Raw genomic sequence first — 22,705 nt, forward strand, 5'->3', positions numbered from 1 at the left:
TTGGGCAGGGGGCAAAGAGGGTGATCACCATGGAAATGTTGGGAAGAATTCGTCGGATGTACCTGCGCGACAAGATGTCGTTGCATGAGATCGCCAAGCGCACGGGCCTGTCGCGCAACACGGTACGAAGCTGGCTGAGGACGCCAGAAGAGGTGAAGGAGCCGGTCTACAAACGCAAGCCGGGATTCAACAAGCTCGGTGCCTATGTGGCCGAGCTGGTGCTCTCGCTCAAGGCCGATGCTCAGCGGCCCAAGCAGGACCGGCGAACGGCGCGCGCGCTGTTTTCGCAAATCAAGGCCAGCGGCTATGAAGGTGGCTACACCCGCGTCACGGATTTCATTCGAGGCTGGCGTGCCGATGCAGGCAAGGGCGTCCAGGCGTTCGTGCCGCTGAGGTTTGAAATGGGCGAGGCGTTTCAGTTTGACTGGAGCGAAGAGGGGCTGGTGGTGGGCGGCATCTACCACCGCATGCAGGTGTCACACATGAAGCTGTGTGCCAGCCGTGCTTTCTGGTTGGTGGCCTACCCCAGCCAGGGGCACGAGATGCTGTTTGATGCCCATACGCGTTCGTTCGCGGCGCTGGGCGGCGTGGCCCGCCGGGGCATTTACGACAACATGAAGACAGCGGTGGACAAGGTCCAGCGAGGCAAAGGTGGACAAGGTGGTAAAGGCCGTGTCATCAACGCCCGCTTTGCCGTGATGTGTGCGCATTACCTGTTTGACGCCGACTTCTGCAACGTCGCCAGCGGCTGGGAGAAAGGCGTGGTGGAGAAGAACGTGCAGGACAGCCGCAGGCGCATCTGGCTGGACGCGCAGCAGCGCAAGTTTGGCAGCTTTGCCGAACTCAACGCCTGGCTGGGCGAGCGCTGCCGCAGCCTGTGGGATGAGGTGCGCCACCCCGAGCACAAGGCGTTCAGCGTGGCCGAGATGCTGGAGCAGGAGCGTGCAGAACTCATGCCGATGCCGACGGCCTTTGATGGCTATGTGGAACGCTCGGCCAAGGTGTCGAGTACCTGCCTGGTGGCGGTGGCGCGCAACCGGTACTCGGTGCCGTGCGAGCTGGTCGGCCAGCGCGTGAGCACCCGGCTGTACCCGGGCCGGGTGGAGATCGCGAGCTGCGACGAGGTGATTGTGGCCCGGCATGAGCGGCTGCCCAACCGGGGCCATATCTGCTATGACTGGCAGCACTACATCACGCTGATCCAGCGCAAGCCCGGCGCGCTGAGAAACGGCGCGCCCTTTGCCGACATGCCGGCTCCCCTGCAGCGCCTGCGTCAGGGCCTGATGCGGGTTGAAGGCGGTGACAAGACCATGGCCCAGGTGCTCAACTGCGTATCCAGCCACGGGCTGGACGCTGTGCTGGTGGCGGTCGAATTGGTCATCGAGTCCGGCGCGCTCAGCACCGAGCACGTACTCAACGTTTTGGCGCGTCTGAACGCCGTGGAGCCGCCGCCCAATGTGCAGAGCACTCTGGAGCTCAAGGAGGCGCCGTTGGCCGACACCGGGCGCTACGACAGACTGCGCGGTGACGCCATGGAGGAAATCAGCCATGCGTGATGTCGCTGCCGAACTGAAAGAGCTGCGCCTGAACGGCATGGCTGAGGCCTGGGCAGAGCTGATGACGCAGGAGGGGCCGCCAAGCGATGTTGGCGTTCAAACGTCGCGCTGGTTGATCGAGCACCTGCTGAAGGCTGAGCATACGCAGCGGGCCTTTGCGTCGGTGCGCCACCAGATGAAGGCAGCGAAGTTCCCGTTGCATCGCGACCTCGCAGGCTTCGACTTTGAGGTCTCCAAGGTGGACCAAAAGCTGGTGCATCAACTGGCCACGATGGCGTTCACGGAGGCGGCACAAAACGCGGTGCTCATCGGCGGCCCGGGCACAGGAAAGACGCATCTGGCCACCGCCATTGGCGTGACCGGCATTGTGGCCAAGGGCAAGCGTGTGCGCTTCTATTCCACGGTTGATCTGGTCAATGAACTGGAGCGTGAAAAGCACGAGGGCAAGGCCGGGCGCATCGCACTGGCGCTGAAGCGTCTGGACCTAGTCATCCTGGACGAATTGGGGTACCTGCCCTTCAGCCAGGCGGGCGGTGCGTTGCTGTTCCATTTGCTCTCCAAGCTGTACGAGCACACCAGCGTGGTCATCACCACCAACCTGAGCTTCTCGGAATGGTCGGCGGTGTTCGGCGACGCCAAGATGACCACGGCGCTACTGGACCGGCTGACGCACCATTGCCACATCGTGGAGACCGGAAACGAGTCCTACCGCTTCAGGCACAGCACCCTGGAGGCCAAGTCACGCATCAAGGCCCGGGAGACCTCACGCAAAGGCCGCTCGACCACACCAGTACCCCCGGGGGCGGACGAGCCGTTATGAAAGGGCCAATCGCTACACTTATCCACAATTGCTGAAAGAAAATTCAGCAGTCCGCCCTGGGTCAATATTGGATCGGCAGGGTGGGTCAATATTCAATCGGCGCCAACAACCCCGACCATCTGTATTGCTCTGCCGTTCGAATGACCTACCGCGAGTGGAGTGCCCGATCGCTGGCAGCCTGCTTGACGAAGCACTCCAAGAACACGACCGCGTCCTGCGGTCAAGATGGGATGGCCGCGCACAGGGCGGTCGTTAGTCATTGCGACTGATGTGCCGTCCCTGATGCCTTTGACATGGTGACTATGGTCATTGGCGAGCACCAGGTTTCAGAGGAAGACCGGATTTTTAGCCCGCTGAAGCTCTGAGCGACAGCTTGATGCGAGTTGCCGGCGTTCAGCAGTGGGCTATGTCCGACCGCAACCAGCCTATGACGGCCCTTCAGCGACGCCCCATGAGTAATCTATCTACGCACACAGCGCGGGTAGAACTGCCCCGAAAGATATTCGGGACTGAGGACATCTAGCAGCACCAGTCAACACATCTGGTCTAGTCACATCTGACACCCAAAGGTCACAAACGGCATGCCCCAGAAAGGAAGTGTCTACGGTGGGCTAGAAATGGGCTACAGATGGGCTACAACGAAAAAGCCCACGTTACCGTGGGCTTTTTGACAAGCTAAGTGCTTGATTTTATTGGTTGCGCGGGCAAGATTTGAACTTGCGACCTTTGGGTTATGAGCCCAACGAGCTACCAGGCTGCTCCACCGCGCGTCAAGAGTTAGATTATATCACGCTTTATCTGCTTCAGGTGCCACTGCAGCATCTTCTGCGCGATCGACGAGCTCGACCAATGCCATGGGAGCGTTGTCGCCCACGCGGTAACCCATTTTCAGAATGCGCGTGTAACCACCTGGGCGCGCTGCAAAACGAGGACCAAGTTCGTTGAACAGCTTCACCACCACGTCGCGATCGCGCAGGCGGTCAAATGCCAGACGGCGGTTGGCCACGGTAGCAACTTTGGCCAAGGTGATCATGGGTTCAACCACGCGACGCAGCTCTTTGGCCTTCGGCACCGTGGTCTTGATGACTTCGTGGGTGAGCAGCGAATTCATCATGTTGCGCAACATGGCGAGGCGGTGCTCGCTGGTGCGGTTGAGTTTACGTAGTCCGTGTCCGTGACGCATTTTCTATTCCTTTCAGTTTTTTGCCTGCAGCCGTACCAGGTACTGCAGGTTCGTCATTTGCCGACCTTTCGGTCGGCTCTCTTGGATTTCAGTGCTTGTCCAAGCCTGCAGGAGGCCAGTTCTCAAGCTTCATGCCCAAGGTCAGCCCGCGAGATGCCAGGACTTCCTTGATTTCGTTGAGTGACTTTCGACCCAGGTTAGGGGTCTTGAGCAACTCGTTCTCGGTTCGCTGAATCAGGTCACCGATGTAATAAATGTTCTCTGCCTTGAGGCAGTTTGCAGAACGGACGGTGAGTTCCAGCTCATCGACAGGGCGCAAGAGAATTGGGTCAAACTGCTGCGAGCTGCGCTGCGCGGGAGCGTCAAAGGCCGACAATTCCACGCCTTCGAGCTGTGCAAACACCGCCAACTGCTCCACCAAAATCTTGGCAGATGCACGAACAGCTTCTTCAGGGCCGATGGAACCGTTGGTCTCAATTTCCAAAACCAGCTTATCCAGATCGGTGCGCTGTTCGACCCGAGCGCTTTCGACCGTGTAGCTCACGCGCTTGACCGGAGAAAAAGATGCGTCAAGCACGATACGTCCCAGCGAGCGGGACTGATCATCGTTGCGGCGAAGGCTACCGGGCACATAACCACGGCCTTTTTCGACCTTGATCTGCATGTCCAGTTTGGCGCCTGCAGACAAAGTAGCAATCACGTGCGAAGGATTGACGATCTCGACATCATGCGGCGTCTGAATGTCAGCCGCGGTGACGAGACCTTCTCCGTCTTTGCGCAGGCTCAGCGTCACCTCGTCGCGGTTGTGGAGCTTGAACACCACGCCCTTGAGGTTCAACAGCATGTTGACGACGTCTTCTTGCACACCATCAATAGACGAGTACTCGTGTACCACGCCGGCAATGGTGACTTCAGTGGGCGCATGACCAGTCATGGAGGAGAGCAGGACCCGACGCAGGGCGTTGCCCAGCGTGTGACCGTAGCCGCGCTCGAATGGCTCAAGGGTCACTTTCGCACGGTTTGTCGAGACTTGCTCGACGTTGATGGTTTTGGGCTTCAGCAGATTGTTCAGCATTCAAACTTCCTTCAGTACCCTCGGCTCGTTACACCGATAAGGCAGACGGAGCATGGCCCGACCACCACCCTGGGGCGGTCGTCGGGAACGAAATTAACGGGAATAAAGTTCGACGATCAACGATTCGTTGACGTCGGCAGCGAATTCGTCGCGGTCAGGTGACTTCTTGAACACGCCTTCTGCCTTGTCCACAGCGACGTCCACCCATGCTGGGAAGCCGATTTGCTTGGCCAGCTCCAGAGCCTCCAAGACGCGCGCCTGCTTTTTAGACTTTTCGCGCACAGCGATCACGTCCCCAGCCTTCACGGAGTAGGAGGGAATATTGACCGACTGGCCGTTGACCAGAATCGCCTTGTGCGAAACGATTTGGCGCGCTTCGGCACGCGTCGAGGCGAAGCCCATACGGAACACGACGTTGTCGAGGCGGGCTTCCAGCAAGAACAACAAGTTCGCACCGGTGTTACCACGGCGACGATCGGCCTCTGCAAAATAGCGACGGAACTGGCGCTCCAAAACACCGTAGGTGCGTTTGACTTTTTGCTTTTCCCGGAGCTGCAGGCCGAAATCGGAGGTGCGCTGACCGGACGTGCGGCCGTGCTGACCCGGCTTGGAGTCAAATTTGGCCTTGTCGCTGATGGAGCGGCGAGCGCTCTTGAGCAACAGGTCGGAGCCTTCACGGCGGGAGAGTTTGGCCTTGGGGCCGAGGTAACGTGCCACGTTAATTTCCTAGGTTTCACTGCCGCAAGCTGCGTTGCGGGAGCCATGTCTGACGAGAGATGGCGGTGGGCTTAGCAAAAAATGCCACCGCAGGCGACTGCGGTGGCGCTCAAAAAAGCTTTCGATTGTACCGCGATGTGCGGCACCTCATCAAATGCGGCGACGCTTCTGCGGGCGGCAGCCGTTGTGAGGCACGGGCGTCACGTCGGCGATCGAATTGATGCGGATACCAAGGGCACCCAGGGCACGCACCGACGATTCGCGACCTGGGCCTGGACCCTTGATCTCGACGTCGAGGTTTTTGATGCCTTGTTCGATAGCAGCACGACCAGCCACTTCGGAAGCAACCTGGGCGGCAAAAGGCGTCGACTTGCGCGAACCCTTGAAACCCTGACCGCCAGAAGAAGCCCAAGACAACGCATTGCCTTGGCGATCGGTGATCGTGATGATGGTGTTGTTGAACGAAGCGTGCACGTGTGCAATGCCGTCAGCAATGTTCTTGCGGACTTTCTTGCGCACACGAGCTGCTGCGCTGCTGGATTGTTGCTTAGCCATGGAAATCCTTCAAACCGATTATTTCTTCAGCGACTGTGCTGCCTTGCGCGGGCCCTTGCGGGTACGTGCGTTGGTCTTGGTGCGCTGACCGCGAACTGGAAGACCACGGCGGTGACGGAAACCACGGTAGCAGCCAATGTCCATCAAACGCTTGATGTTCATGGTGGTCTCACGGCGCAGGTCACCCTCGATCGTGAAAACGCCGACCTGGTCGCGAACTTTTTCAAGTTCAGCGTCGCTGAGGTCTTTAATCTTCTTGGTGTAGTCAATGCCACAAGCTTCGCAGATCTTGCGAGCGCGGGTGCGACCGATACCGAAAATTGCCGTCAAGCCGATTTCGGCGTGCTTGTGCGGCGGAATGTTGATGCCTGCAATACGAGCCATGTTGGTCCTCTAAACTTCAATCAGCCTTGACGCTGTTTGTGACGTGGGTCGGTGCAGATAACCCGCACCACACCATGCCGCTTGATGATCTTACAGTTGCGGCACATTTTTTTGACCGAAGCCGAAACTCTCATAATCTTCTCCTAGATATTCCAAAAATATTCAACAACTGACAGATCACTTGGAGCGAAAAACAATTCTCGCCCTTGTAAGGTCGTACGGCGTGAGCTCCACTTTGACCTTGTCGCCAGGCAAGATGCGGATGTAATGCATCCGCATCTTCCCCGAAATATGCGCCAGAACCATGTGCCCGTTTTCGAGCTTGACCCTGAAAGTTGCGTTGGGTAGGTGTTCAACAACCTCACCCTGCATCTCGATCACATCGTCCTTAGACATCTCAAAACTCAACTGCCGATAGAGGTCTTAAAGTTCGCCTTTTTGAGCAGCGATTCATATTGCTGCGACATCATGTAGTTTTGCACCTGAGCCATGAAGTCCATGGTCACCACCACGATGATGAGCAGCGATGTGCCACCAAAGTAGAAGGGGACGTTGTACTTCAGAATCAGAAATTCGGGGAGCAAACATACAGCAGTGATGTAGATGGCACCTGCAAACGTCAACCGAAGCAAAATCTTGTCGATGTAGCGAGCGGTCTGATCGCCTGGGCGAATACCCGGAATGAATGCACCGCTCTTCTTCAGGTTGTCTGCCGTTTCGCGGCTGTTGAAGACCAACGCCGTGTAGAAAAAACAGAAGAAGATGATCGCGGCAGCATACATGGCAACGTAAATCGGCTGGCCAGGCGAGAGCGCCGAAGCGATGTCGCGCAACCAACGGGTGGAATCGCCCGTGCTAACCCAACTCACAATGGTCGTCGGCAACAAGATGATGCTGGAGGCAAAGATGGGTGGAATCACACCTGCCATGTTCAGCTTGAGCGGCAGGTGCGACGACTGACCGCCATACACCTTGTTGCCCACCTGACGGCGTGCGTAGTTCACGAGAATCTTCCGTTGCCCACGCTCAACAAACACCACAAAGTAAGTCACCAAGACCACCAACGCGATGATGAAGATCGACACCAGGATGTTCATGGCGCCGGTGCGAACCAGTTCGAGGAGCCCGCCGACTGCGCTGGGCAAGCCCGCAGCAATACCGGCGAAAATCAAAATGGAGATACCGTTACCCAAACCCCGCTCGGTGATCTGTTCACCCAGCCACATCAAAAACATCGTCCCTGCGACCAAGCTCACGACAGCGGTAAAGCGAAAAGCCATACCCGGATCGATGACCAAGCCGGCCTGGCTTTCGAGCGCTACCGCAATGCCGATAGACTGAAAGATGGCCAAACCCAGCGTTCCGTAACGGGTGTACGACGTGATCTTGCGACGACCAGCCTCGCCCTCTTTCTTCAGCTGCTCAAACGTGGGAACCACGTGAGTCATGAGCTGCATGATGATGGAAGCCGAGATGTACGGCATGATTCCGAGCGCGAATACGGTGAACCGTGAAAGCGCACCACCGGAAAACATGTTGAACAGGCTCAGAATACCGCCGGCCTGACCCTTGAAGAGCGCCTCCAGCTGAGCCGGGTCGATACCGGGCACAGGGATATGCGCCCCGATGCGGTAAACCACCAGTGCCAACAACAGAAATACAAGTCGACGACGAAGGTCGCCGAACTTGCCTGTTTTGGCTAGGGTCGTTGATCCAGTTGCCACAAATTGCTTCCGCTTGTTTCCGGTCAGACCAGCGAGCCGCCGGCTGCTTCAATAGCTGCTTTCGCACCCGCTGTTGCACCGATGTTCTTGAGCGTCACAGCGCGGGTGATTTCACCCGTTTTGATGACCTTGACACGCTTTGCCAAGTGCGGCACGAGACCCACTTGCTTCAGCACCAGCATGTCGATTTCAGAAGCTTCGAGTGCACTGATATCGGTCAGCGTCACTTCAGCGTTGAACTGAAGTTGAGCAGATTTGAAACCACGCTTGGGCAAACGGCGCTGCAGAGGCATTTGTCCGCCTTCGAAGCCCACCTTGTGGTAGCCACCCGAACGCGACTTTTGACCTTTGTGACCCCGGCCGGCGGTTTTACCCAGACCCGAGCCAATGCCACGACCCACGCGACGCTTGGCGTGCTTGGAGCCTTCTGAAGGCTTGATAGTATTGAGTTCCATGTCTTGCGCCTGTGGTTCAGAGTACCTTGACCAGGTAGCTGATCTTGTTGATCATGCCGCGCACTGCAGGGGTGTCCTGCAATTCACTGGTGCTGTTGAGCTTGCGCAGGCCCAGGCCGCGAACGGTGTCGCGGTGCGACTGCTTGGTACCGATTGGGCTACGCACCAACTGGACCTTGACGGTATTTTGTGTGGTCATGACTGTTCCAATCAACCCAGAATGTCTTCAACCGACTTGCCACGCTTCGCAGCAACGCTGGCAGGGGTGGTCGAGTTTTTCAGTGCGTCCAGGGTAGCGCGCACGAGGTTGTAAGGATTGCTCGAGCCATGGCTCTTGGCCACAACGTCGGTGATACCCAGAACTTCGAACACGGCACGCATCGGGCCGCCAGCAATGATGCCGGTACCCTTGGAGGCGGGCAGCATCATCACGTTGGAGGCGCCGTGCTCACCGTGCACGCTGTGGTGCAAGGAGCCGTTCTTCAGCGAAACCTTGATCATGTTGCGGCGAGCCGCTTCCATGGCTTTTTGCACAGCAACCGGCACTTCACGCGCCTTGCCCTTGCCCATGCCAACACGACCATCGCCATCGCCCACCACGGTCAGTGCAGCGAAACCGAGGATGCGACCGCCCTTGACCACTTTGGTCACGCGGTTGATCGCGATCATCTTCTCGCGCAAACCGTCGTCGTTCGCTTCGTTCTTGATGTTTGCGGTAAATTTAGCCATTTTGTGTATTCCGTTTGATCAGAACTGCAGACCAGCTTCACGTGCTGCGTCTGCCAGGGCTTTCACCCGGCCGTGGTAAGCGAAACCGGAACGGTCAAACGCGACCTTTTCGATGCCTGCTGCTTTCGCTTTTTCAGCGATACGCTTCCCAACCAACTGGGCTGCAGCGGTGTTGCCACCTTTGCCTGCACCACCGATTTGGGCGCGCACTTCGGCTTCGGCCGTGGAGGCAGATGCCAACACACGGGAGCCGTCGTCGGAAATGACGCTGGCATAGATGTGCAGGTTCGTGCGGTTCACGGTCAGGCGGACGGCGCCCTGCTGCGCAATCCGGATGCGCGTCTGACGGGCCCGGCGGAGACGTTGCTCTTTTTTCGTCAACATGATCCTGATCCTTATTTCTTCTTGGTTTCCTTGATCACGACCTTTTCATCCGAATAACGGATGCCCTTGCCCTTGTAAGGCTCGGGGGGGCGCACAGCGCGCACCTCGGAAGCAATCTGGCCCACGCGCTGGCGATCGGAACCCTTGATCAGGATTTCGGTCGGCGTCGGGGTTTCCACCTTGATACCAGCAGGCATATCCATCACCACAGGGTGCGAATAGCCCACGGTCAGGTTGAGCTTGGCGCCTTGTGCCTGGGCTTTGTAACCCACGCCAATCAGCGTCAACTTCTTTTCGAAGCCTTTGCTCACACCGTTGACCATGTTGTTCACCAGCTGACGCATGGTGCCCGACATGGCATTGGCTTCGCGAGACTCGTTTGTTGGCACAAACGTGAGCGAGCCGGCGTTGTTTTCAACTTTGACCAAGGCGTTTTGCGCCAGCGCCAGCGCACCCAGGGTGCCCTTGACATTGATCAGACCGTCGTTGACAGCCACTTCGACCCCTGCGGGGACGGTGACCGGTTGTTTTCCAATACGTGACATTCAGTAGCTCCTCAATGCCCGCATCAGGCGACGTAACACAGGACTTCACCACCGACACCGGTAGCGCGCGCCTTGCGGTCCGTCATCACACCCTGGGGCGTGGTAACGATAGCCACACCCAGACCGTTCTGGACCTGGGGGATGGCGTTGCGGCCACGGTAGACGCGCAGGCCAGGACGGCTCACGCGCTCGATGCGCTCGATCACAGGACGACCGGCGTAGTACTTGAGAGCAATCTCAAGTTCATTTTTGCCGTCGTTGCTCTTGACCTGGAACCCATCGATGTAACCTTCGTCCTTCAGGACTTGGGCAATCGCGGTTTTGACTTTGGACGCTGGCATCGTGACGCTGGCTTTTTCAACCATCTGTGCGTTACGGATGCGGGTCAACATGTCGGCAATAGGATCACTCATGCTCATGTGGGGTTCTCCTAGTGCTTACCAGCTGGCTTTGGTGATGCCGGGGATTTCACCGGCAAACGCCATCTCGCGAACCTTGGCACGGGCCAGGCCGAAGTGGGCAAAGGTACCGCGCGGACGACCGGTGATTTCGCAGCGGTTACGCTGGCGGGTCGGGTTCGCGTTGCGGGGCAGTTTTTGCAGACCCATGCGGGCTGCATCACGCTCTTCGTCGGTACGCTTCGCGTCGTTGGCGATTGCCTTCAACTCGGTGTATTTCTTGGCAAACTTGGCGGCGAGTTTCTCGCGCTTGAGTTCACGTTGCAGTAGTGCTTGTTTAGCCACGCGCCACCTCAGTTCTTGAACGGGAAACGGAAACCAGCCAGCAGAGCTTTGCACTCGGCATCGTTCTTGGCGGTCGTCGTGATGCTGATGTTGAGGCCGCGCAAGGCATCAACCTTGTCGTACTCAATCTCAGGGAAAATGATCTGCTCTTTGACGCCGATGTTGTAGTTGCCACGGCCGTCAAAAGCCTTGCCCGAAATGCCGCGGAAGTCACGGACACGCGGCAAAGCCACGGTCACGAAACGATCCAGGAATTCGTACATGCGAGCACCGCGCAGGGTGACCATGCAACCGATGGGCTGCTGCTCGCGGATTTTGAAACCCGCAATGGCCTTGCGAGCCTTGGTGACAACTGGCTTCTGGCCAGCGATCTTGGTCAGGTCGCCCACGGCGTTGTCCATGACTTTCTTATCAGCAACAGCTTCGCTCACGCCCATGTTGAGGGTGATCTTGGTGATGCGCGGGACTTCCATCGTCGACTTGTAGCCAAATTTTTCAACCAGGCTAGGGGCGATTTTGTCGCGGAAAATTTCTTGCAAGCGTGTCATGTTTATGCCGCCTTAATTTCTTCGCCGCTGGACTTGAAGACGCGCACTTTTTTGCCGTCAGCCAGGAGCTTGATGCCCACGCGATCCGCCTTGCCCGTGGCGCCATTGAAAATGGCCACGTTGGACTGGTGGATTGGCATGGTTTTTTCGATGATGCCGCCAGTGATGCCCTTCATGGGATTTGGCTTGGCATGCTTCTTGACGGTGTTCACACCCTCGACAACCAGCTTGCTGTCGTCTGCACGCAGAACAACCTTGCCGCGCTTGCCCTTGTCACGGCCTGCAATCACGATGACTTCATCGCCACTACGAATCTTGTTCATGATGATTCCTCAAAGAACCTCGGGTGCCAGCGACACGATCTTCATGAACTTTTCGGTGCGCAGCTCGCGCGTCACCGGTCCGAAGATGCGGGTGCCAATAGGCTCCAACTTGGCGTTAAGCAACACTGCTGCATTGCCGTCGAATTTGATCAGAGCACCGTCTTGGCGACGAATACCTTTGGCGGTGCGAACCACCACAGCGTTGTAAACCTCGCCTTTTTTGACGCGGCCACGGGGCGCTGCTTCTTTGACAGTGACCTTGATGACGTCGCCCACACTGGCGTAACGACGCTTGGAGCCACCGAGCACCTTGATGCACATCACGGACTTGGCGCCCGTGTTGTCAGCAACATCGAGTCGAGTTTGCGTTTGAATCATTTGATTTATGTCCCAACTTGAATCCTCTCAGCCACCACGGCCGAAAGTGATCAGTCTTGGGCCCGTCGTTGCCGGCTGCACCTGCCTGCAGATAATCTGCAGCCTTGGCGCAACCCGCGTCGGTGGGCGGATTACCCCGCTTTTTTAGAGCGAAGCCGCAAATTATGGCACCGCACACCCGGCGTGTCAACAGCTCCTTGGACTTATTTTCAAAATCGGCATGTCCCAAGTGTCGGTTTGGGCTCAGCAGAGGTTCAGATCACCCGAACCGGCAATGCGATGGACCACGCACTCGGGCCGCACTCGGGGGCTCTACACTGCGGCACATGTGGGGCCTGAGCGACCTGGTGGAGGACTTTAGGCGCCACCGCATCCCCCACCAAGACCTACCCGCGCTCGAAACTATAGTGTCAACCAACCAAGATACATGCGGCATGACCTATCTGCTCGCCCTTGACCAGGGCACATCCAGTTCGCGCAGCATCGTATTTGACCGCTGTGGCCATGTGTTGGCCATGGCACAGCGCGAGGTTCGCCAGATGTATCCGCAGCCAGGGTGGGTGGAGCACGACCCGCGCGATCTCTGGACTACCCAGCTGGAAACGGCGCGGGATGTGTTGCAAAAAGCCGGGCTGGCGGCCAGCGCCATACACGCGGTGGGCATCACCAACCAGCGCGAAACCACCGTGGTGTGGAACCGGCGCACCGGTGAGCCGGTGTACAACGCCATCGTCTGGCAAGACCGCCGCGCCGAAGCCACCTGCGCCGAACTCCGCTCGCGGGGTTTGAACGACACCGTGTTGCAGAAAACCGGCTTGCGCATTGATGCCTATTTTTCGGGCCCCAAACTCAAGTGGATCCTGGACCATTTGCCGGGCGCCCGCGCGCAAGCCGAGCGGGGTGAGCTGGCGTTTGGCACGGTGGACAGCTGGCTCATCTGGCAGCTCACCGGGGGCGCGGTGCACGCCACCGATTTCAGCAACGCCGCGCGCACGATGCTGTTCAACATCCACACCAACACCTGGGACGACGAACTGATGGCCGCGCTGGACATACCGCCCAGCCTGATGCCACATGCACGCCCTTCAGCGGCGTATTTCGGCACCCTCCAGTCCGAATGGCTGGGCGCGGCGCTTGACATTGGCGGCGTGGCGGGCGACCAGCAGAGCGCGCTGTTTGGCCAGGCCTGCTTTTCAGCCGGCATGGCGAAAAACACCTACGGCACCGGCTGTTTCATGCTGATGAACACCGGCGAACGCTTTCAACTGAGCCAGAACGGGCTGATCACCACCGCTGCGGCGCAGGCACCGGGACAGCCGCAATACGCTCTGGAAGGCAGCGTGTTCATTGGCGGCGCGGTGGTGCAGTGGCTGCGCGATGGCCTGCGGGCCATACAGTCCAGCAGCGAGGTGCAGGCGTTGGCCGAGAGCGTGCCCGACGCGGGCGGCGTGGTGATGGTGCCCGCCTTCACCGGCCTGGGTGCGCCGTACTGGCAGCCCGACAGCCGCGGCAGCATCGTGGGGCTTACAAGGGGAACCACCATGGCGCACATTGCGCGGGCGGCGCTGGAGAGCATTGCCTTCCAGAGCACCGCCCTGCTCGACGCCATGAGCCGCGACGCCGTGGCAGCGGGTGGTGTGGCGGTGAGCGAACTGCGGGTGGACGGGGGTGCCTGCGTGAACGATTTGCTGATGCAGATACAGGCCGACTTGCTGGGCATTCCGGTGGTGCGGCCAGCGGTGATTGAGACCACCGCCCTGGGCGCGGCCTACCTGGCCGGGCTGCACACGGGCCTGTATGGCGGGCTGGATGGCAGATAGTGTGGGCAAAGATCCAGAAATGATGTAAGGCCTGGGTCAACGATACCTTCTTCAGCCAGGATTGCAGCCACAGCGGGAGCCAATGCGGCTGCCAAGCGGGCATCCAGAAACAAGACCCGCCAGCGTCTCGCCAACACGTCTTCGACCGTACAGGCGTATTCGTGACGAACGGCGTAACGCACCATTGCCTCTGTCAAACCCATCCCCAACTCACGGCGGTTTCCTGGACACAGGTTCACCTGCTCTGCTTCACAGCCATACAGGTGGAGCCCCGGCGACTCATGCAAGGGCGACGAAGACCGGCCAGCCTTCGGTGCCCCCACCAGGGTGTGCTGTGCGCTGGCACTGCTGGGTCGGCGCTCCAGCAAGCCGCTGTCGAAACAGCGAGCCAGCACGTCCTCGGCCATGGCCCGGTAAGTGGTCCATTTACCACCAGTGACGGTCACGAGGCCATCGTGATCGACGACGATGGTGTGCTCGCGAGAGAGCACCTTGGTGCCACCTTGCACCGTTTCGGGCGGTGCCACCAAAGGGCGCAGGCCGACCCAGACGCTGCGAATGTCCTGTTCGCGTACCGGCCGACTGAGTGCACGGCTGGCCTCACCCAATATGAAGTCAAGCTCGGCGGCAAAGGGGGCGGGCTCTCTCGGCAGGTCCTGGCGCGGTGTGTCGGTGGTGCCGAGGATGAGCTTGCCCAGCCAGGGCACGGCAAAGAGCACGCGACCGTCTTGCGTCTTGGGCACCAGCAAGGCGTGGCTGCCCGGAAGAAATTCCCGATCAACGACAACGTGCACGCCTTGGCTCGGACTGACCATACGTGCCGGAGCGCCCTGATCGGGTCCGCCATCGGTCAAACCAGCGTGCGCCCGCAACGCGTCGACCCACACGCCCGTAGCGTTGACGACGCAGCGTGCGCGCGCCCGGTGAAAGGTGCCCGTGAGCGTGTCTGTGAAATCGAGCGTGGAGACGGCGGCGTTATCGGGCTGTCGCCGCACTGCGGTGACGGATGCGTAATTCAGCACCTGTGCGCCGGCGGCCTCTGCGGTGCGAGCCAAGGCCAGCGCCAGGCGGGCATCATCGAACTGACCATCCCAGTAGCGCACACCGCCGCGCAGGTGCAACTGATTCACACCTGGGAGGGCGGCAAGCGTCTGTTCACGCGACAGGAAATCGGTGCGTCCGAGGCCCGCCTGGCCGGCCATCAGGTCGTAGAGCTTCAGCCCAATGCCGTAGAACGGCGTTTGCCACCATCGGTAGGATGGCATCACAAAACGCAGGGGCTGAGCCAGGTGTGGAGCGATGCGCAGCACGGTGGCACGTTCAGCCAGGGCCTCTCGCACCAGGGCAATGTTGCCTTGCGCCAGGTAGCGCACGCCCCCGTGCAGCAGCTTGGTAGAGCGTGAAGAGGTGCCGCCCGCGAAGTCGTGGGACTCCAGCAGCAAAACGGAGAACCCGCGCAAGGCGGCGTCGAGCGCCACACCCAAGCCGGTGGCGCCACCGCCGACCACGGCCAGGTCAAAGAGTGGCTGAGCGGTCAGCGATTGGAGCAGGTCTGCGCGGGTCATGAAATAAGGGGGTAGTCGCTGGCGCCAGGGCGCCAGCGACGGTTTTCAGAAGTTCAGACGCGAGGCATTCAGCGCACCCGGCCGGCTTTCCAGGCATTGAGCAGCTGGTCGTAGGCGATGGTTTCGCCTTTGGGCTTCTCGTTGGCCAGTTTCTTCCACGGCGCGGCCTTGTCGCTCAGGTACTTATTGGAATCCCCTTTGGCGTTCAGCTTGGGCGCGCAACGCTCCATACCGGCGCGCTCTAGGCGGGCCATCACCTGGTCCATCTGCTCGGCCAGGTTATCCATGGCCTGCTGCGGCGTCTTTTCACCGGTCACAGCCTCGGCCACGTTCTGCCACCACAGTTGGGCCAGTCGCGGGTAGTCGGGCACGTTGGTGCCGGTGGGCGTCCAGGCCACGCGCGCCGGGCTGCGGTAGAACTCGACCAGGCCACCCAGCTTGGGCGCCATGTCGGTCATGGCCTTGCTCTGGATGTCGCTCTCGCGGATGGGCGTCAGACCGACGATGGTCTTCTTCAGGCTGGTGGTCTTGGCGGTCACGAACTGGGCGTACAGCCAGGCGGCGGCGGTGCGGTTCTCATCGTGCTTCTCGAAGAAGGTCCAGCTGCCCACGTCCTGGTAACCGTTCTGCATGCCGGGCTTCCAGTACGGGCCATTGGGACCAGGTGCCATGCGCCATTTGGGTGTGCCATCGGCGTTAACCACCGGCAGACCAGGTTTGGTCATGTCGGCTGTGAAGGCGGTGTACCAGAAGATCTGCTGGGCGATCTGACCTTGTGCGGGTACGGGCCCGGATTCGCCAAAGGTCATGCCGGTGGCTTCCCTGGGCGCGTACTTCTTCATCCAGTCGATGTACTTGGTGAGTGCATAGACAGCCGCTGGCGAATTGGTTGCTCCACCACGTGACACCGAGGCGCCCTGCGGGTTGCAGCCGTCGGCCGACGCGCGAATGCCCCACTCATCCACCGGTTTGCCGTTGGGGATGCCCACATCAGCGGTGCCAGCCATGGACAGCCAGGCATCGGTGAAGCGCCAGCCGAGCGACGGGTCTTTCTTGCCGTAATCCATATGGCCGTAGATGGGCTTGCCATCGATGGTCTTCACGTCTTCGCTGAAGAAAGCGGCAATGTCTTCGTAGGCGCTCCAGTTCAGCGGCACGCCGAGGTCGTAGCCGTACTTGGCCTTGAACTTGTCCTTCAGGTCCTGGCGTGCGAACAGGTCGGCGCGGAACCAGTACAGGTTGGCGAACTGCTGGGTGGGCAGCTGGTAGAGCTTGCCGTCGGGGCCGGTGGTGAAGCTGGTGCCGATGAAGTCCTTGATGTCCAGCCCCGGGTTGGCCCACTCCTTGCCTTTGCCGGCCATGTAATCGGTCAGGTTTCGGACCTTGCCATAGCGGTAGTGCGTGCCGATTAGATCGGAGTCGGTGACCCAGCCGTCGTAGATCGAACGACCGGACTGCATGGAGGTCTGCAGCTTCTCAACCACGTCGCCTTCCTGGATCAGGTCGTGCTTCACCTTGATGCCAGTGATCTCTTCGAAGGCCTTGGCGAGCGTCTTGCTCTCGTACTCGTGCGTGGTGATGGTTTCGGACACCACCGAAATTTCCCGCACACCCTTGGCCTTGAGCTTTACGGCCGCGTCGATGAACCACTTCATCTCTGCGGCCTGCTGCGCCTTGGTCAGCGTGGAGGGCTGGAACTCGCTGTCGATCCAGCGTTTCGCGGCGGCCTCATCGGCCCAGGCCATGGGTAAACCCAATGCAGTGGCGGCGGCCACGGCGAGCACTGTATGGCGGAACTTCATGTCTTTGTCTCCTTCATCGATACGCTTCCCCGGTTTCTCACAAACCTGCTCGGCCCCGGGGAAACAATGGGCCGAATCCATAAATATCCGATTGAGCGTGGGGTCTCAGCCCTTGCGCATAGCAAGAAAGAGCCACGCCATCGAAATCACGAAGCCGATCCAAATGCTGGGCTCCTGAGACAGCGAAAACCATTCCGTGAGCTTGCCGGCCACCCCGACAAAGCCGAGATTGACGTAAGCCGCGCCGAGCAGACCGATGAATAGGCGGTCACCACGCGTCGTCACCATGGGCAGGAAGCCCTTGCGTTCCACCGTGGGCGACTTCATTTCCCACACGGTCATGCCGATCAGCATCAACACGATGCAGGTGAAAAATATGGCCACGGGGGTGGTCCAGACCATCCAGTCAAACATTTGATTGCTCCATGAACGTTAGTCCACACAAGGGAAAATGGGCAAAGGGAGAGGCGCCGAAGGCGCATCGGGGGTGTGCCATCACACCCGCCCCATGGCAAAGCCTTTGGCGATGTAGTGCCGCACGAACCAGATCACGATCGCGCCGGGCACGATGGTGAGCACGCCGGCGGCGGCCAGCGTCGCCCAGTCCATGCCGCTGGCGCTGACCGTACGCGTCATCGTCGCCACGATGGGCTTGGCATTCACGCTAGTGAGGGTGCGGGCGAGCAGCAATTCGACCCAGCTGAACATGAAGCAGAAGAACGCCGCCACGCCCACGCCTGCCTTGATGAGGGGCAGAAAGATGGTGAAGAAGAAGCGCGGGAAGCTGTAGCCGTCCACATACGCGGTTTCGTCGATCTCGCGCGGGATGCCGCTCATGAAGCCTTCCAGGATCCACACCGCCAGCGGCACGTTGAACAGCAGGTGCGCCATGGCAACCGCAATGTGCGTGTCCATGAGACCCATGGTGGTGTAAAGTTGAAAAAATGGCAGCAGGAACACTGCGGGCGGCGTCATGCGGTTGGTGAGCAGCCAGAAGAACACGTGCTTGTCACCCAGGAAGCGGTAACGCGAGAAAGCGTAGGCAGCCGGCAGTGCCACGGTGAGCGAAATCACCGTGTTGATGCCGACGTAGATCAGGCTGTTGATGTAGCCCGAGTACCACGACGGATCGGTGAAGATGGTCTGGTAGTTGGCCCAGGTGAAGTCGGTCGGCCACAGGGTGAACGAGGACAGAATTTCCTGGTTGGTCTTGAAGCTCATGTTGACCATCCAGTAGATGGGCAACAGGGCGAAGATCAGATAAGCGAACAGAAACAGGGTGCGTTTCTTGAAACGGCGTTCGATCATGACTGGACCTCCTTCTGGGTCGTGCCCAGGCTTTGCATCCAGTTGTAGAGCACGAAGCAGAACAGCAGGATGATGAAAAAATAGATCAGGGAGAAGGCGGCGGCAGGACCCACATCGAACTGGCCCACGGCCTTGGTGGTGAGGTACTGCGACAGGAAGGTGGTGGCGTTGCCCGGCCCGCCACCGGTGAGCACAAAGGGCTCGGTGTAGATCATGAAACTGTCCATGAAGCGCAGCAGCACCGCGATCATGAGCACGCCGCGCATCTTGGGCAGCTGGATGTAGCGGAACACAGCCCACTTGCTGGCGCCGTCGATGCTGGCGGCCTGGTAGTAGGCGTCGGGGATGCTGCGCAGCCCGGCAAACGCCAGCAGGGCCACCAGCGGCGTCCAGTGCCAGACGTCCATGGCCAGCACCGTCCACCAGGCGTGCGAGGCGTTGCCGGTGTAGCTGTAGTCAAAGCCGGCCTGCTGCAGGTAGTAGCCGAGCAGGCCAATGTCGGCCCGGCCAAAGATCTGCCAGATAGTGCCCACCACGTTCCAGGGAATCAGCAACGAGAGCGCCACCAGCACCAGCACGGCCGACGAGCGCCAGCCTTGCGCCGGCATGGAGAGCGCCAGCGCGATGCCCAGCGGAATCTCGACCATCAGCACCGCGAGCGAAAACTGGATCTGACGCCACAGGGCCTGGTGCAGGTCCTGGTCGCGCATGACAGCGGCAAACCACTCGGTACCGACGAAGATGCGGCGGTCGGGCGACAGGATGTCCTGCACCGAGTAGTTGACCACCGTCATCAGCGGCAGGATGGCCGAGAAGGCTACACAAATGATGACCGGCAGCACCAGCCACCAGGCTTTCTGATTGACAGGTTTGGTGGTGGTGCTCATGTGCGGCTCCTCATGGCGGGGGTGGCATGAGCCACGGTTTCAAGGGAATGTGTGTTCATGCCACCAGCACCTCGTCGCGGTAGAAGCAGGTGTGATCGCCCAGCACGCGCAGGTGCACGCGCTCGCCCACCGCCGGTGCCGGAGTTTCGGGCTGCAGGCGGCACTTCATGCTGTGCCCGGCCTTCTCACTCATGCTGCAGGTGACCATGACGTAGGTGCCGATGTCCTGCACGCGCGTCACGGTGGCGGCGAGCGTGTTGGCCTCCCCTGCCCCACCGAACGCCAAGTACTCGGGTCGGATACCCAGGGTCAGCGCGCCGTCGGGCAAGTGCTGTCCGGGCGGCAGCGCAAGTGGCTGGTCCAGCACGCGCAGGCCTCCCGATTGATGCAAAGCCGGCAGAAAGTTCATACCCGGTGATCCAATGAAGTGGCCCACAAAAGTGTGGGCCGGCCGCTCGAACAGCGCCTCGGCCGGGCCCACCTGCACGGCGCGGCCCTTGGTCATCACCACCACTTCGTCGGCAAAGGTGAGCGCCTCCACCTGATCGTGCGTCACATAGATGAGCGTCAGCTTGAGCTCGTGGTGGATCTGCTTGAGCTTGCGCCGCAGCTGCCACTTCAGGTGCGGGTCGATCACGGTCAGCGGCTCGTCGAACAGCACGGCCGACACATCGGATCGCACCAGCCCTCGCCCCAGCGAGATCTTCTGCTTCTGGTCGGCACTCAGGCCGGCCGCGCGCATGTCGAGCTGGTGGCTCATTTCCAGCATTTCGGCAATTCGGCCAACGCGCTGCGTGATCTCAGCTGCCGGCACCTTGCGGTTCTTCAGCGGAAAGGCTAGGTTCTCCGCCACGGTCATGGTGTCGTAGATCACCGGAAACTGGAAGACCTGCGCAATGTTGCGCTGCTGCGGGCTAAGGCGGGTCACGTCGCGGCCGTCAAAGAGCACCGTGCCCTGTGAGGGCACCAGCAGGCCCGACATGACATTGAGCATGGTGGTCTTGCCGCAGCCCGAGGGGCCAAGCAAGGCGTAGGCGCCGCCGTCCTCGAAGCACATCTTCATGGGCAGCAAGGCGTAGTCGTCGTCGGCCTGGGGATTGGGTTTGTAGGCGTGTGCCAGATCCAGTTCGATGCGGGCCATGTCAGTGGGCCTTTCCGTTGCGCGCGGGCGCCAGCAGCAGGGGACCGGCAGCGTCGAACACGAACAGGCTGGCGGGGCTCAGGTAGAGGGTGATGGCTTCGCCGATGGCGCAGTTGTGCACACCGGTAAGCTGCGCGACGAGTTCGCCCACGTCGGCATGCACATGCACAAAGGTGTCGGACCCGGCGATTTCGGCCAGCTCCACGCGCCCGGTGATGGCGATATCGCCGGGGCGCTGCACCATTCGCAGGCCACCGGCGCGAAGTCCCAGCGAGAGCGCGGCCGGGGCGGCGGGTGGCAAGGCCAATGGCCAGACCGCGCCGCTCGGTACCTGCACGCCAGCGGTCACCGCAGAGGCGTCGATCAGGTTCATGGGTGGGTCGCTGAACGCCCGGGCCACGCGGATGTTCTTCGGAGCGTGGAAGACCTCAGCGGTCGGGCCGTACTGCAGCAGCTCACCAGCGTCCATCACGGCGGTGTAGCCGCCCAGCAGCAGGGCCTCGCCCGGCTCGGTGGTGGCGTACACCACGGTGGATTCGCCGGTGGCAAAGAGCTGCGTGAGCTCTTCGCGCAGTTCTTCGCGCAGCTTGTAGTCCAGGTTCACAAGAGGTTCGTCGAGCAGCATCAGCGGCGCCTGCTTGGCCAGCGCGCGGGCAAGCGCCACCCGCTGCTGCTGACCACCCGAGAGTTCGGCGGGCAGGCGATCCAGGAACATCTGGATGTGCAGGCGTTCAGCCAGTTCGCGCACCCGTTGGTCCACGTCGCGGTCCCCACGCAGACGCATCGGCGAGGCGATGTTGCGCGCCACCGTCATCGACGGGTAGTTGACGAACTGCTGGTAGACCATGGCCACGTTGCGCTGGCGAACCGAGTGGCGCGTCACGTCCACGCCGTCGACCACAACACGGCCGGTGCTGGCCGTGTCCAGACCAGCCATCAGGCGCATCAGGCTGGTCTTACCCGCCTGGGTGGCGCCCAGCAGGACCGTGACCGCACCCGGCGCCAGGGTGAGGCTCTGGGGGTAAAGATGGACCTCGGGTCCAACGGTCTTGCCCACGTTTTCCAGAGAAAGCTGCATCAGGGGGTTCCATCTAAGGTCCGGCCCACAGCGGGCTCGGATTTTTTTCGGTTGCTGGATTTTATTGTTCGTTTATGTTCTTTTCTATTCGGTATTAACCCTAAGCCTGCCGTCAATGTTTTCCGTTATGTTCGGGTTGACCCCTGTTCGCGCTCCGTCGCGGCCCATCCGCTCCTCAAAATGAACCTGAACCCCCGCCATACCCAATTGCTCGACGAAGTGCGTCATCAAGGGCCACAGACCATCGAAGCACTGGCCGAGCGTTTCGGCGTCACGTTGCAGACCGTGCGGCGCGACGTGCAGCGTCTGGCCGAAGCCGGTCTGCTGTCGCGCTTTCACGGCGGCGTACGCTTGCCCGGCTCCACCACCGAAAACATCGCCTACCGACAGCGCAAGGCCATGCTGTCGGAGGCCAAGACCGGCATCGCCCGCGCCATCGCGCAACGCGTGCCCAACGGCTGTTCGCTGATCCTGAACATCGGCACCACCATCGAGGCGGTGGCACACGAGTTGCTGGGGCATCGCGGCCTGCGTGTGATCACCAACAACCTGCACATCGCCGCCCTGCTGAGCACCAACCCCGACTTCGAGGTGATCGTCGCGGGCGGCTTGGTGCGCGGTGCCGATCAAGGCATCGTGGGCGAGGCCACGGTGGATTTCATGCGGCAGTTCAAGGTCGACATCGGCCTCATCGGCATCAGCGGCATTGAAGCCGACGGCACGCTGCGCGACTTTGACTACCGCGAGGTGAAGGTGGCGCGCACCATCATCGAGCAATCGCGCGAGGTGTGGCTGGCCGCTGACCACAGCAAGTTCAATCGTCCGGCCATGGTCGAGCTGGCGCGGCTAGACGAAATCGACGTGGTGTTCACCGACCAGGCCCCGCCCCCATCCTTTGGCGAACTGATGGTGCAGGCCCACGTGGAATGCGTGCTGGCTGGTGGCGATGCCCCCACACGTCCCCACGCCACATGAGAACCAACCA

28 protein-coding genes, 1 tRNA gene and 1 pseudogene are annotated in these 22,705 nt (G+C 60.4%); 4 read left to right on the forward strand and 26 right to left on the reverse strand.

Annotated features, from left to right (window positions below):
* The first annotated feature begins 29 nt into the window (after window positions 1-29).
* Window positions 30-1,556, forward strand: coding sequence for an IS21 family transposase (gene istA, locus AC4QBL_RS15240; protein WP_492131584.1), 1,527 nt, complete (start codon window positions 30-32; stop codon window positions 1,554-1,556).
* Window positions 1,549-2,376: an IS21-like element helper ATPase IstB gene (gene istB, locus AC4QBL_RS15245; protein ID WP_472902295.1), complete on the forward strand. Its 828-nt coding sequence runs from the start codon at window positions 1,549-1,551 to the stop codon at window positions 2,374-2,376. The genes istA and istB overlap by 8 nt, the downstream gene beginning before the upstream one ends.
* Window positions 2,377-3,069: 693 nt before the next feature.
* On the opposite strand, the gene AC4QBL_RS15250 is transcribed toward istB, so the two are convergent.
* The 19 genes from AC4QBL_RS15250 to rplN form a co-directional block, all read right to left on the reverse strand.
* Window positions 3,070-3,146 (reverse strand) — tRNA-Met (locus tag AC4QBL_RS15250).
* Between the two features lie 17 nt (window positions 3,147-3,163).
* Window positions 3,164-3,559 (reverse strand): 50S ribosomal protein L17, encoded by a 396-nt coding sequence (gene rplQ / locus AC4QBL_RS15255; RefSeq protein ID WP_472902296.1) that lies wholly within the window; start codon window positions 3,557-3,559, stop codon window positions 3,164-3,166.
* Window positions 3,560-3,647: 88 nt separating this feature from the next.
* On the reverse strand, window positions 3,648-4,634 hold the full coding sequence (locus tag AC4QBL_RS15260) for a DNA-directed RNA polymerase subunit alpha (RefSeq protein ID WP_472902297.1): 987 nt from the start codon (window positions 4,632-4,634) through the stop codon (window positions 3,648-3,650).
* Window positions 4,635-4,727: 93 nt separating this feature from the next.
* Complete coding sequence (rpsD, locus tag AC4QBL_RS15265; protein WP_472902298.1) at window positions 4,728-5,351, reverse strand: 30S ribosomal protein S4; 624 nt, start codon at window positions 5,349-5,351, stop codon at window positions 4,728-4,730.
* A 150-nt stretch (window positions 5,352-5,501) separates the two neighbouring features.
* A complete protein-coding gene (gene rpsK / locus AC4QBL_RS15270) occupies window positions 5,502-5,906 on the reverse strand; it encodes a 30S ribosomal protein S11 (RefSeq protein WP_472902299.1) in 405 nt (134 codons plus the stop codon).
* Between the two features lie 18 nt (window positions 5,907-5,924).
* A complete protein-coding gene (gene rpsM / locus AC4QBL_RS15275; protein ID WP_068174954.1) occupies window positions 5,925-6,290 on the reverse strand; it encodes a 30S ribosomal protein S13 in 366 nt (121 codons plus the stop codon).
* Window positions 6,291-6,310: 20 nt separating this feature from the next.
* A complete protein-coding gene (gene rpmJ / locus AC4QBL_RS15280) occupies window positions 6,311-6,424 on the reverse strand; it encodes a 50S ribosomal protein L36 (RefSeq protein ID WP_009514917.1) in 114 nt (37 codons plus the stop codon).
* A gap of 43 nt (window positions 6,425-6,467) precedes the next feature.
* Window positions 6,468-6,686: a translation initiation factor IF-1 gene (infA, locus tag AC4QBL_RS15285; RefSeq protein WP_472902300.1), complete on the reverse strand. Its 219-nt coding sequence runs from the start codon at window positions 6,684-6,686 to the stop codon at window positions 6,468-6,470.
* 8 nt (window positions 6,687-6,694) lie between these two features.
* Window positions 6,695-8,014, reverse strand: coding sequence for a preprotein translocase subunit SecY (gene secY, locus AC4QBL_RS15290; RefSeq protein WP_472902301.1), 1,320 nt, complete (start codon window positions 8,012-8,014; stop codon window positions 6,695-6,697).
* Window positions 8,015-8,037: 23 nt separating this feature from the next.
* Complete coding sequence (gene rplO, locus AC4QBL_RS15295; RefSeq protein WP_472908456.1) at window positions 8,038-8,469, reverse strand: 50S ribosomal protein L15; 432 nt, start codon at window positions 8,467-8,469, stop codon at window positions 8,038-8,040.
* 16 nt (window positions 8,470-8,485) lie between these two features.
* Window positions 8,486-8,668 carry a 50S ribosomal protein L30 gene (rpmD, locus tag AC4QBL_RS15300; RefSeq protein ID WP_056268982.1) on the reverse strand — a complete coding sequence of 61 codons (183 nt, stop codon included), beginning with the start codon at window positions 8,666-8,668 and terminating at the stop codon, window positions 8,486-8,488.
* Between the two features lie 11 nt (window positions 8,669-8,679).
* On the reverse strand, window positions 8,680-9,198 hold the full coding sequence (gene rpsE, locus AC4QBL_RS15305; RefSeq protein ID WP_304831817.1) for a 30S ribosomal protein S5: 519 nt from the start codon (window positions 9,196-9,198) through the stop codon (window positions 8,680-8,682).
* A gap of 18 nt (window positions 9,199-9,216) precedes the next feature.
* Complete coding sequence (rplR, locus tag AC4QBL_RS15310; protein WP_472902303.1) at window positions 9,217-9,582, reverse strand: 50S ribosomal protein L18; 366 nt, start codon at window positions 9,580-9,582, stop codon at window positions 9,217-9,219.
* A gap of 11 nt (window positions 9,583-9,593) precedes the next feature.
* Entirely contained in the window at window positions 9,594-10,127 is a 534-nt protein-coding gene (gene rplF, locus AC4QBL_RS15315; RefSeq protein WP_472902304.1) for a 50S ribosomal protein L6, read from the reverse strand.
* Window positions 10,128-10,150: 23 nt separating this feature from the next.
* Window positions 10,151-10,546 (reverse strand): 30S ribosomal protein S8, encoded by a 396-nt coding sequence (gene rpsH, locus AC4QBL_RS15320; RefSeq protein ID WP_068174940.1) that lies wholly within the window; start codon window positions 10,544-10,546, stop codon window positions 10,151-10,153.
* Window positions 10,547-10,564: 18 nt separating this feature from the next.
* Window positions 10,565-10,870, reverse strand: coding sequence for a 30S ribosomal protein S14 (gene rpsN / locus AC4QBL_RS15325; protein WP_472902305.1), 306 nt, complete (start codon window positions 10,868-10,870; stop codon window positions 10,565-10,567).
* A gap of 8 nt (window positions 10,871-10,878) precedes the next feature.
* Complete coding sequence (gene rplE, locus AC4QBL_RS15330; protein WP_472902306.1) at window positions 10,879-11,418, reverse strand: 50S ribosomal protein L5; 540 nt, start codon at window positions 11,416-11,418, stop codon at window positions 10,879-10,881.
* Between the two features lie 2 nt (window positions 11,419-11,420).
* Window positions 11,421-11,741 carry a 50S ribosomal protein L24 gene (gene rplX, locus AC4QBL_RS15335; RefSeq protein ID WP_304830597.1) on the reverse strand — a complete coding sequence of 107 codons (321 nt, stop codon included), beginning with the start codon at window positions 11,739-11,741 and terminating at the stop codon, window positions 11,421-11,423.
* Window positions 11,742-11,750: 9 nt separating this feature from the next.
* The gene (gene rplN / locus AC4QBL_RS15340) at window positions 11,751-12,119 is read right to left on the reverse strand and encodes a 50S ribosomal protein L14 (protein WP_305714629.1); all 369 of its coding nucleotides are present in this window, start codon (window positions 12,117-12,119) and stop codon (window positions 11,751-11,753) included.
* 434 nt (window positions 12,120-12,553) lie between these two features.
* Here rplN and glpK point away from each other — a divergent pair.
* Window positions 12,554-13,930, forward strand: a pseudogene (gene glpK / locus AC4QBL_RS15345) (glycerol kinase GlpK); the annotation flags it as partial.
* Here the strand turns inward: glpK and AC4QBL_RS15350 are convergent.
* The 7 genes from AC4QBL_RS15350 to AC4QBL_RS15380 form a co-directional block, all read right to left on the reverse strand.
* Entirely contained in the window at window positions 13,888-15,504 is a 1,617-nt protein-coding gene (locus AC4QBL_RS15350; protein WP_472900762.1) for a glycerol-3-phosphate dehydrogenase/oxidase, read from the reverse strand. The pseudogene glpK and the gene AC4QBL_RS15350 sit on opposite strands and share 43 nt — an antisense overlap.
* A 68-nt stretch (window positions 15,505-15,572) precedes the next feature.
* Window positions 15,573-17,306, reverse strand: a complete 1,734-nt coding sequence (locus AC4QBL_RS15355) for an ABC transporter substrate-binding protein (protein WP_472907382.1) — start codon at window positions 17,304-17,306, stop codon at window positions 15,573-15,575.
* 105 nt (window positions 17,307-17,411) lie between these two features.
* Complete coding sequence (locus AC4QBL_RS15360) at window positions 17,412-17,720, reverse strand: DUF2160 domain-containing protein (RefSeq protein WP_472900764.1); 309 nt, start codon at window positions 17,718-17,720, stop codon at window positions 17,412-17,414.
* A gap of 81 nt (window positions 17,721-17,801) precedes the next feature.
* Window positions 17,802-18,614 (reverse strand): carbohydrate ABC transporter permease, encoded by an 813-nt coding sequence (locus AC4QBL_RS15365; RefSeq protein ID WP_472900765.1) that lies wholly within the window; start codon window positions 18,612-18,614, stop codon window positions 17,802-17,804.
* A complete protein-coding gene (locus AC4QBL_RS15370; RefSeq protein WP_472900766.1) occupies window positions 18,611-19,501 on the reverse strand; it encodes a carbohydrate ABC transporter permease in 891 nt (296 codons plus the stop codon). Before AC4QBL_RS15370 ends, AC4QBL_RS15365 begins: the two co-directional genes overlap by 4 nt.
* A 55-nt stretch (window positions 19,502-19,556) precedes the next feature.
* Window positions 19,557-20,642, reverse strand: coding sequence for an ABC transporter ATP-binding protein (locus AC4QBL_RS15375; protein ID WP_472900767.1), 1,086 nt, complete (start codon window positions 20,640-20,642; stop codon window positions 19,557-19,559).
* Window position 20,643: 1 nt separating this feature from the next.
* Window positions 20,644-21,720 (reverse strand): ABC transporter ATP-binding protein, encoded by a 1,077-nt coding sequence (locus tag AC4QBL_RS15380; protein ID WP_472900768.1) that lies wholly within the window; start codon window positions 21,718-21,720, stop codon window positions 20,644-20,646.
* A gap of 180 nt (window positions 21,721-21,900) precedes the next feature.
* On the opposite strand from AC4QBL_RS15380, the gene AC4QBL_RS15385 reads away from it, so the two are divergent.
* Entirely contained in the window at window positions 21,901-22,695 is a 795-nt protein-coding gene (locus tag AC4QBL_RS15385) for a DeoR/GlpR family DNA-binding transcription regulator (RefSeq protein WP_472900769.1), read from the forward strand.
* The last annotated feature ends 10 nt before the right edge of the window (window positions 22,696-22,705 follow it).

It is taken from the genome of Hydrogenophaga sp. L99 (assembly GCF_058731905.1).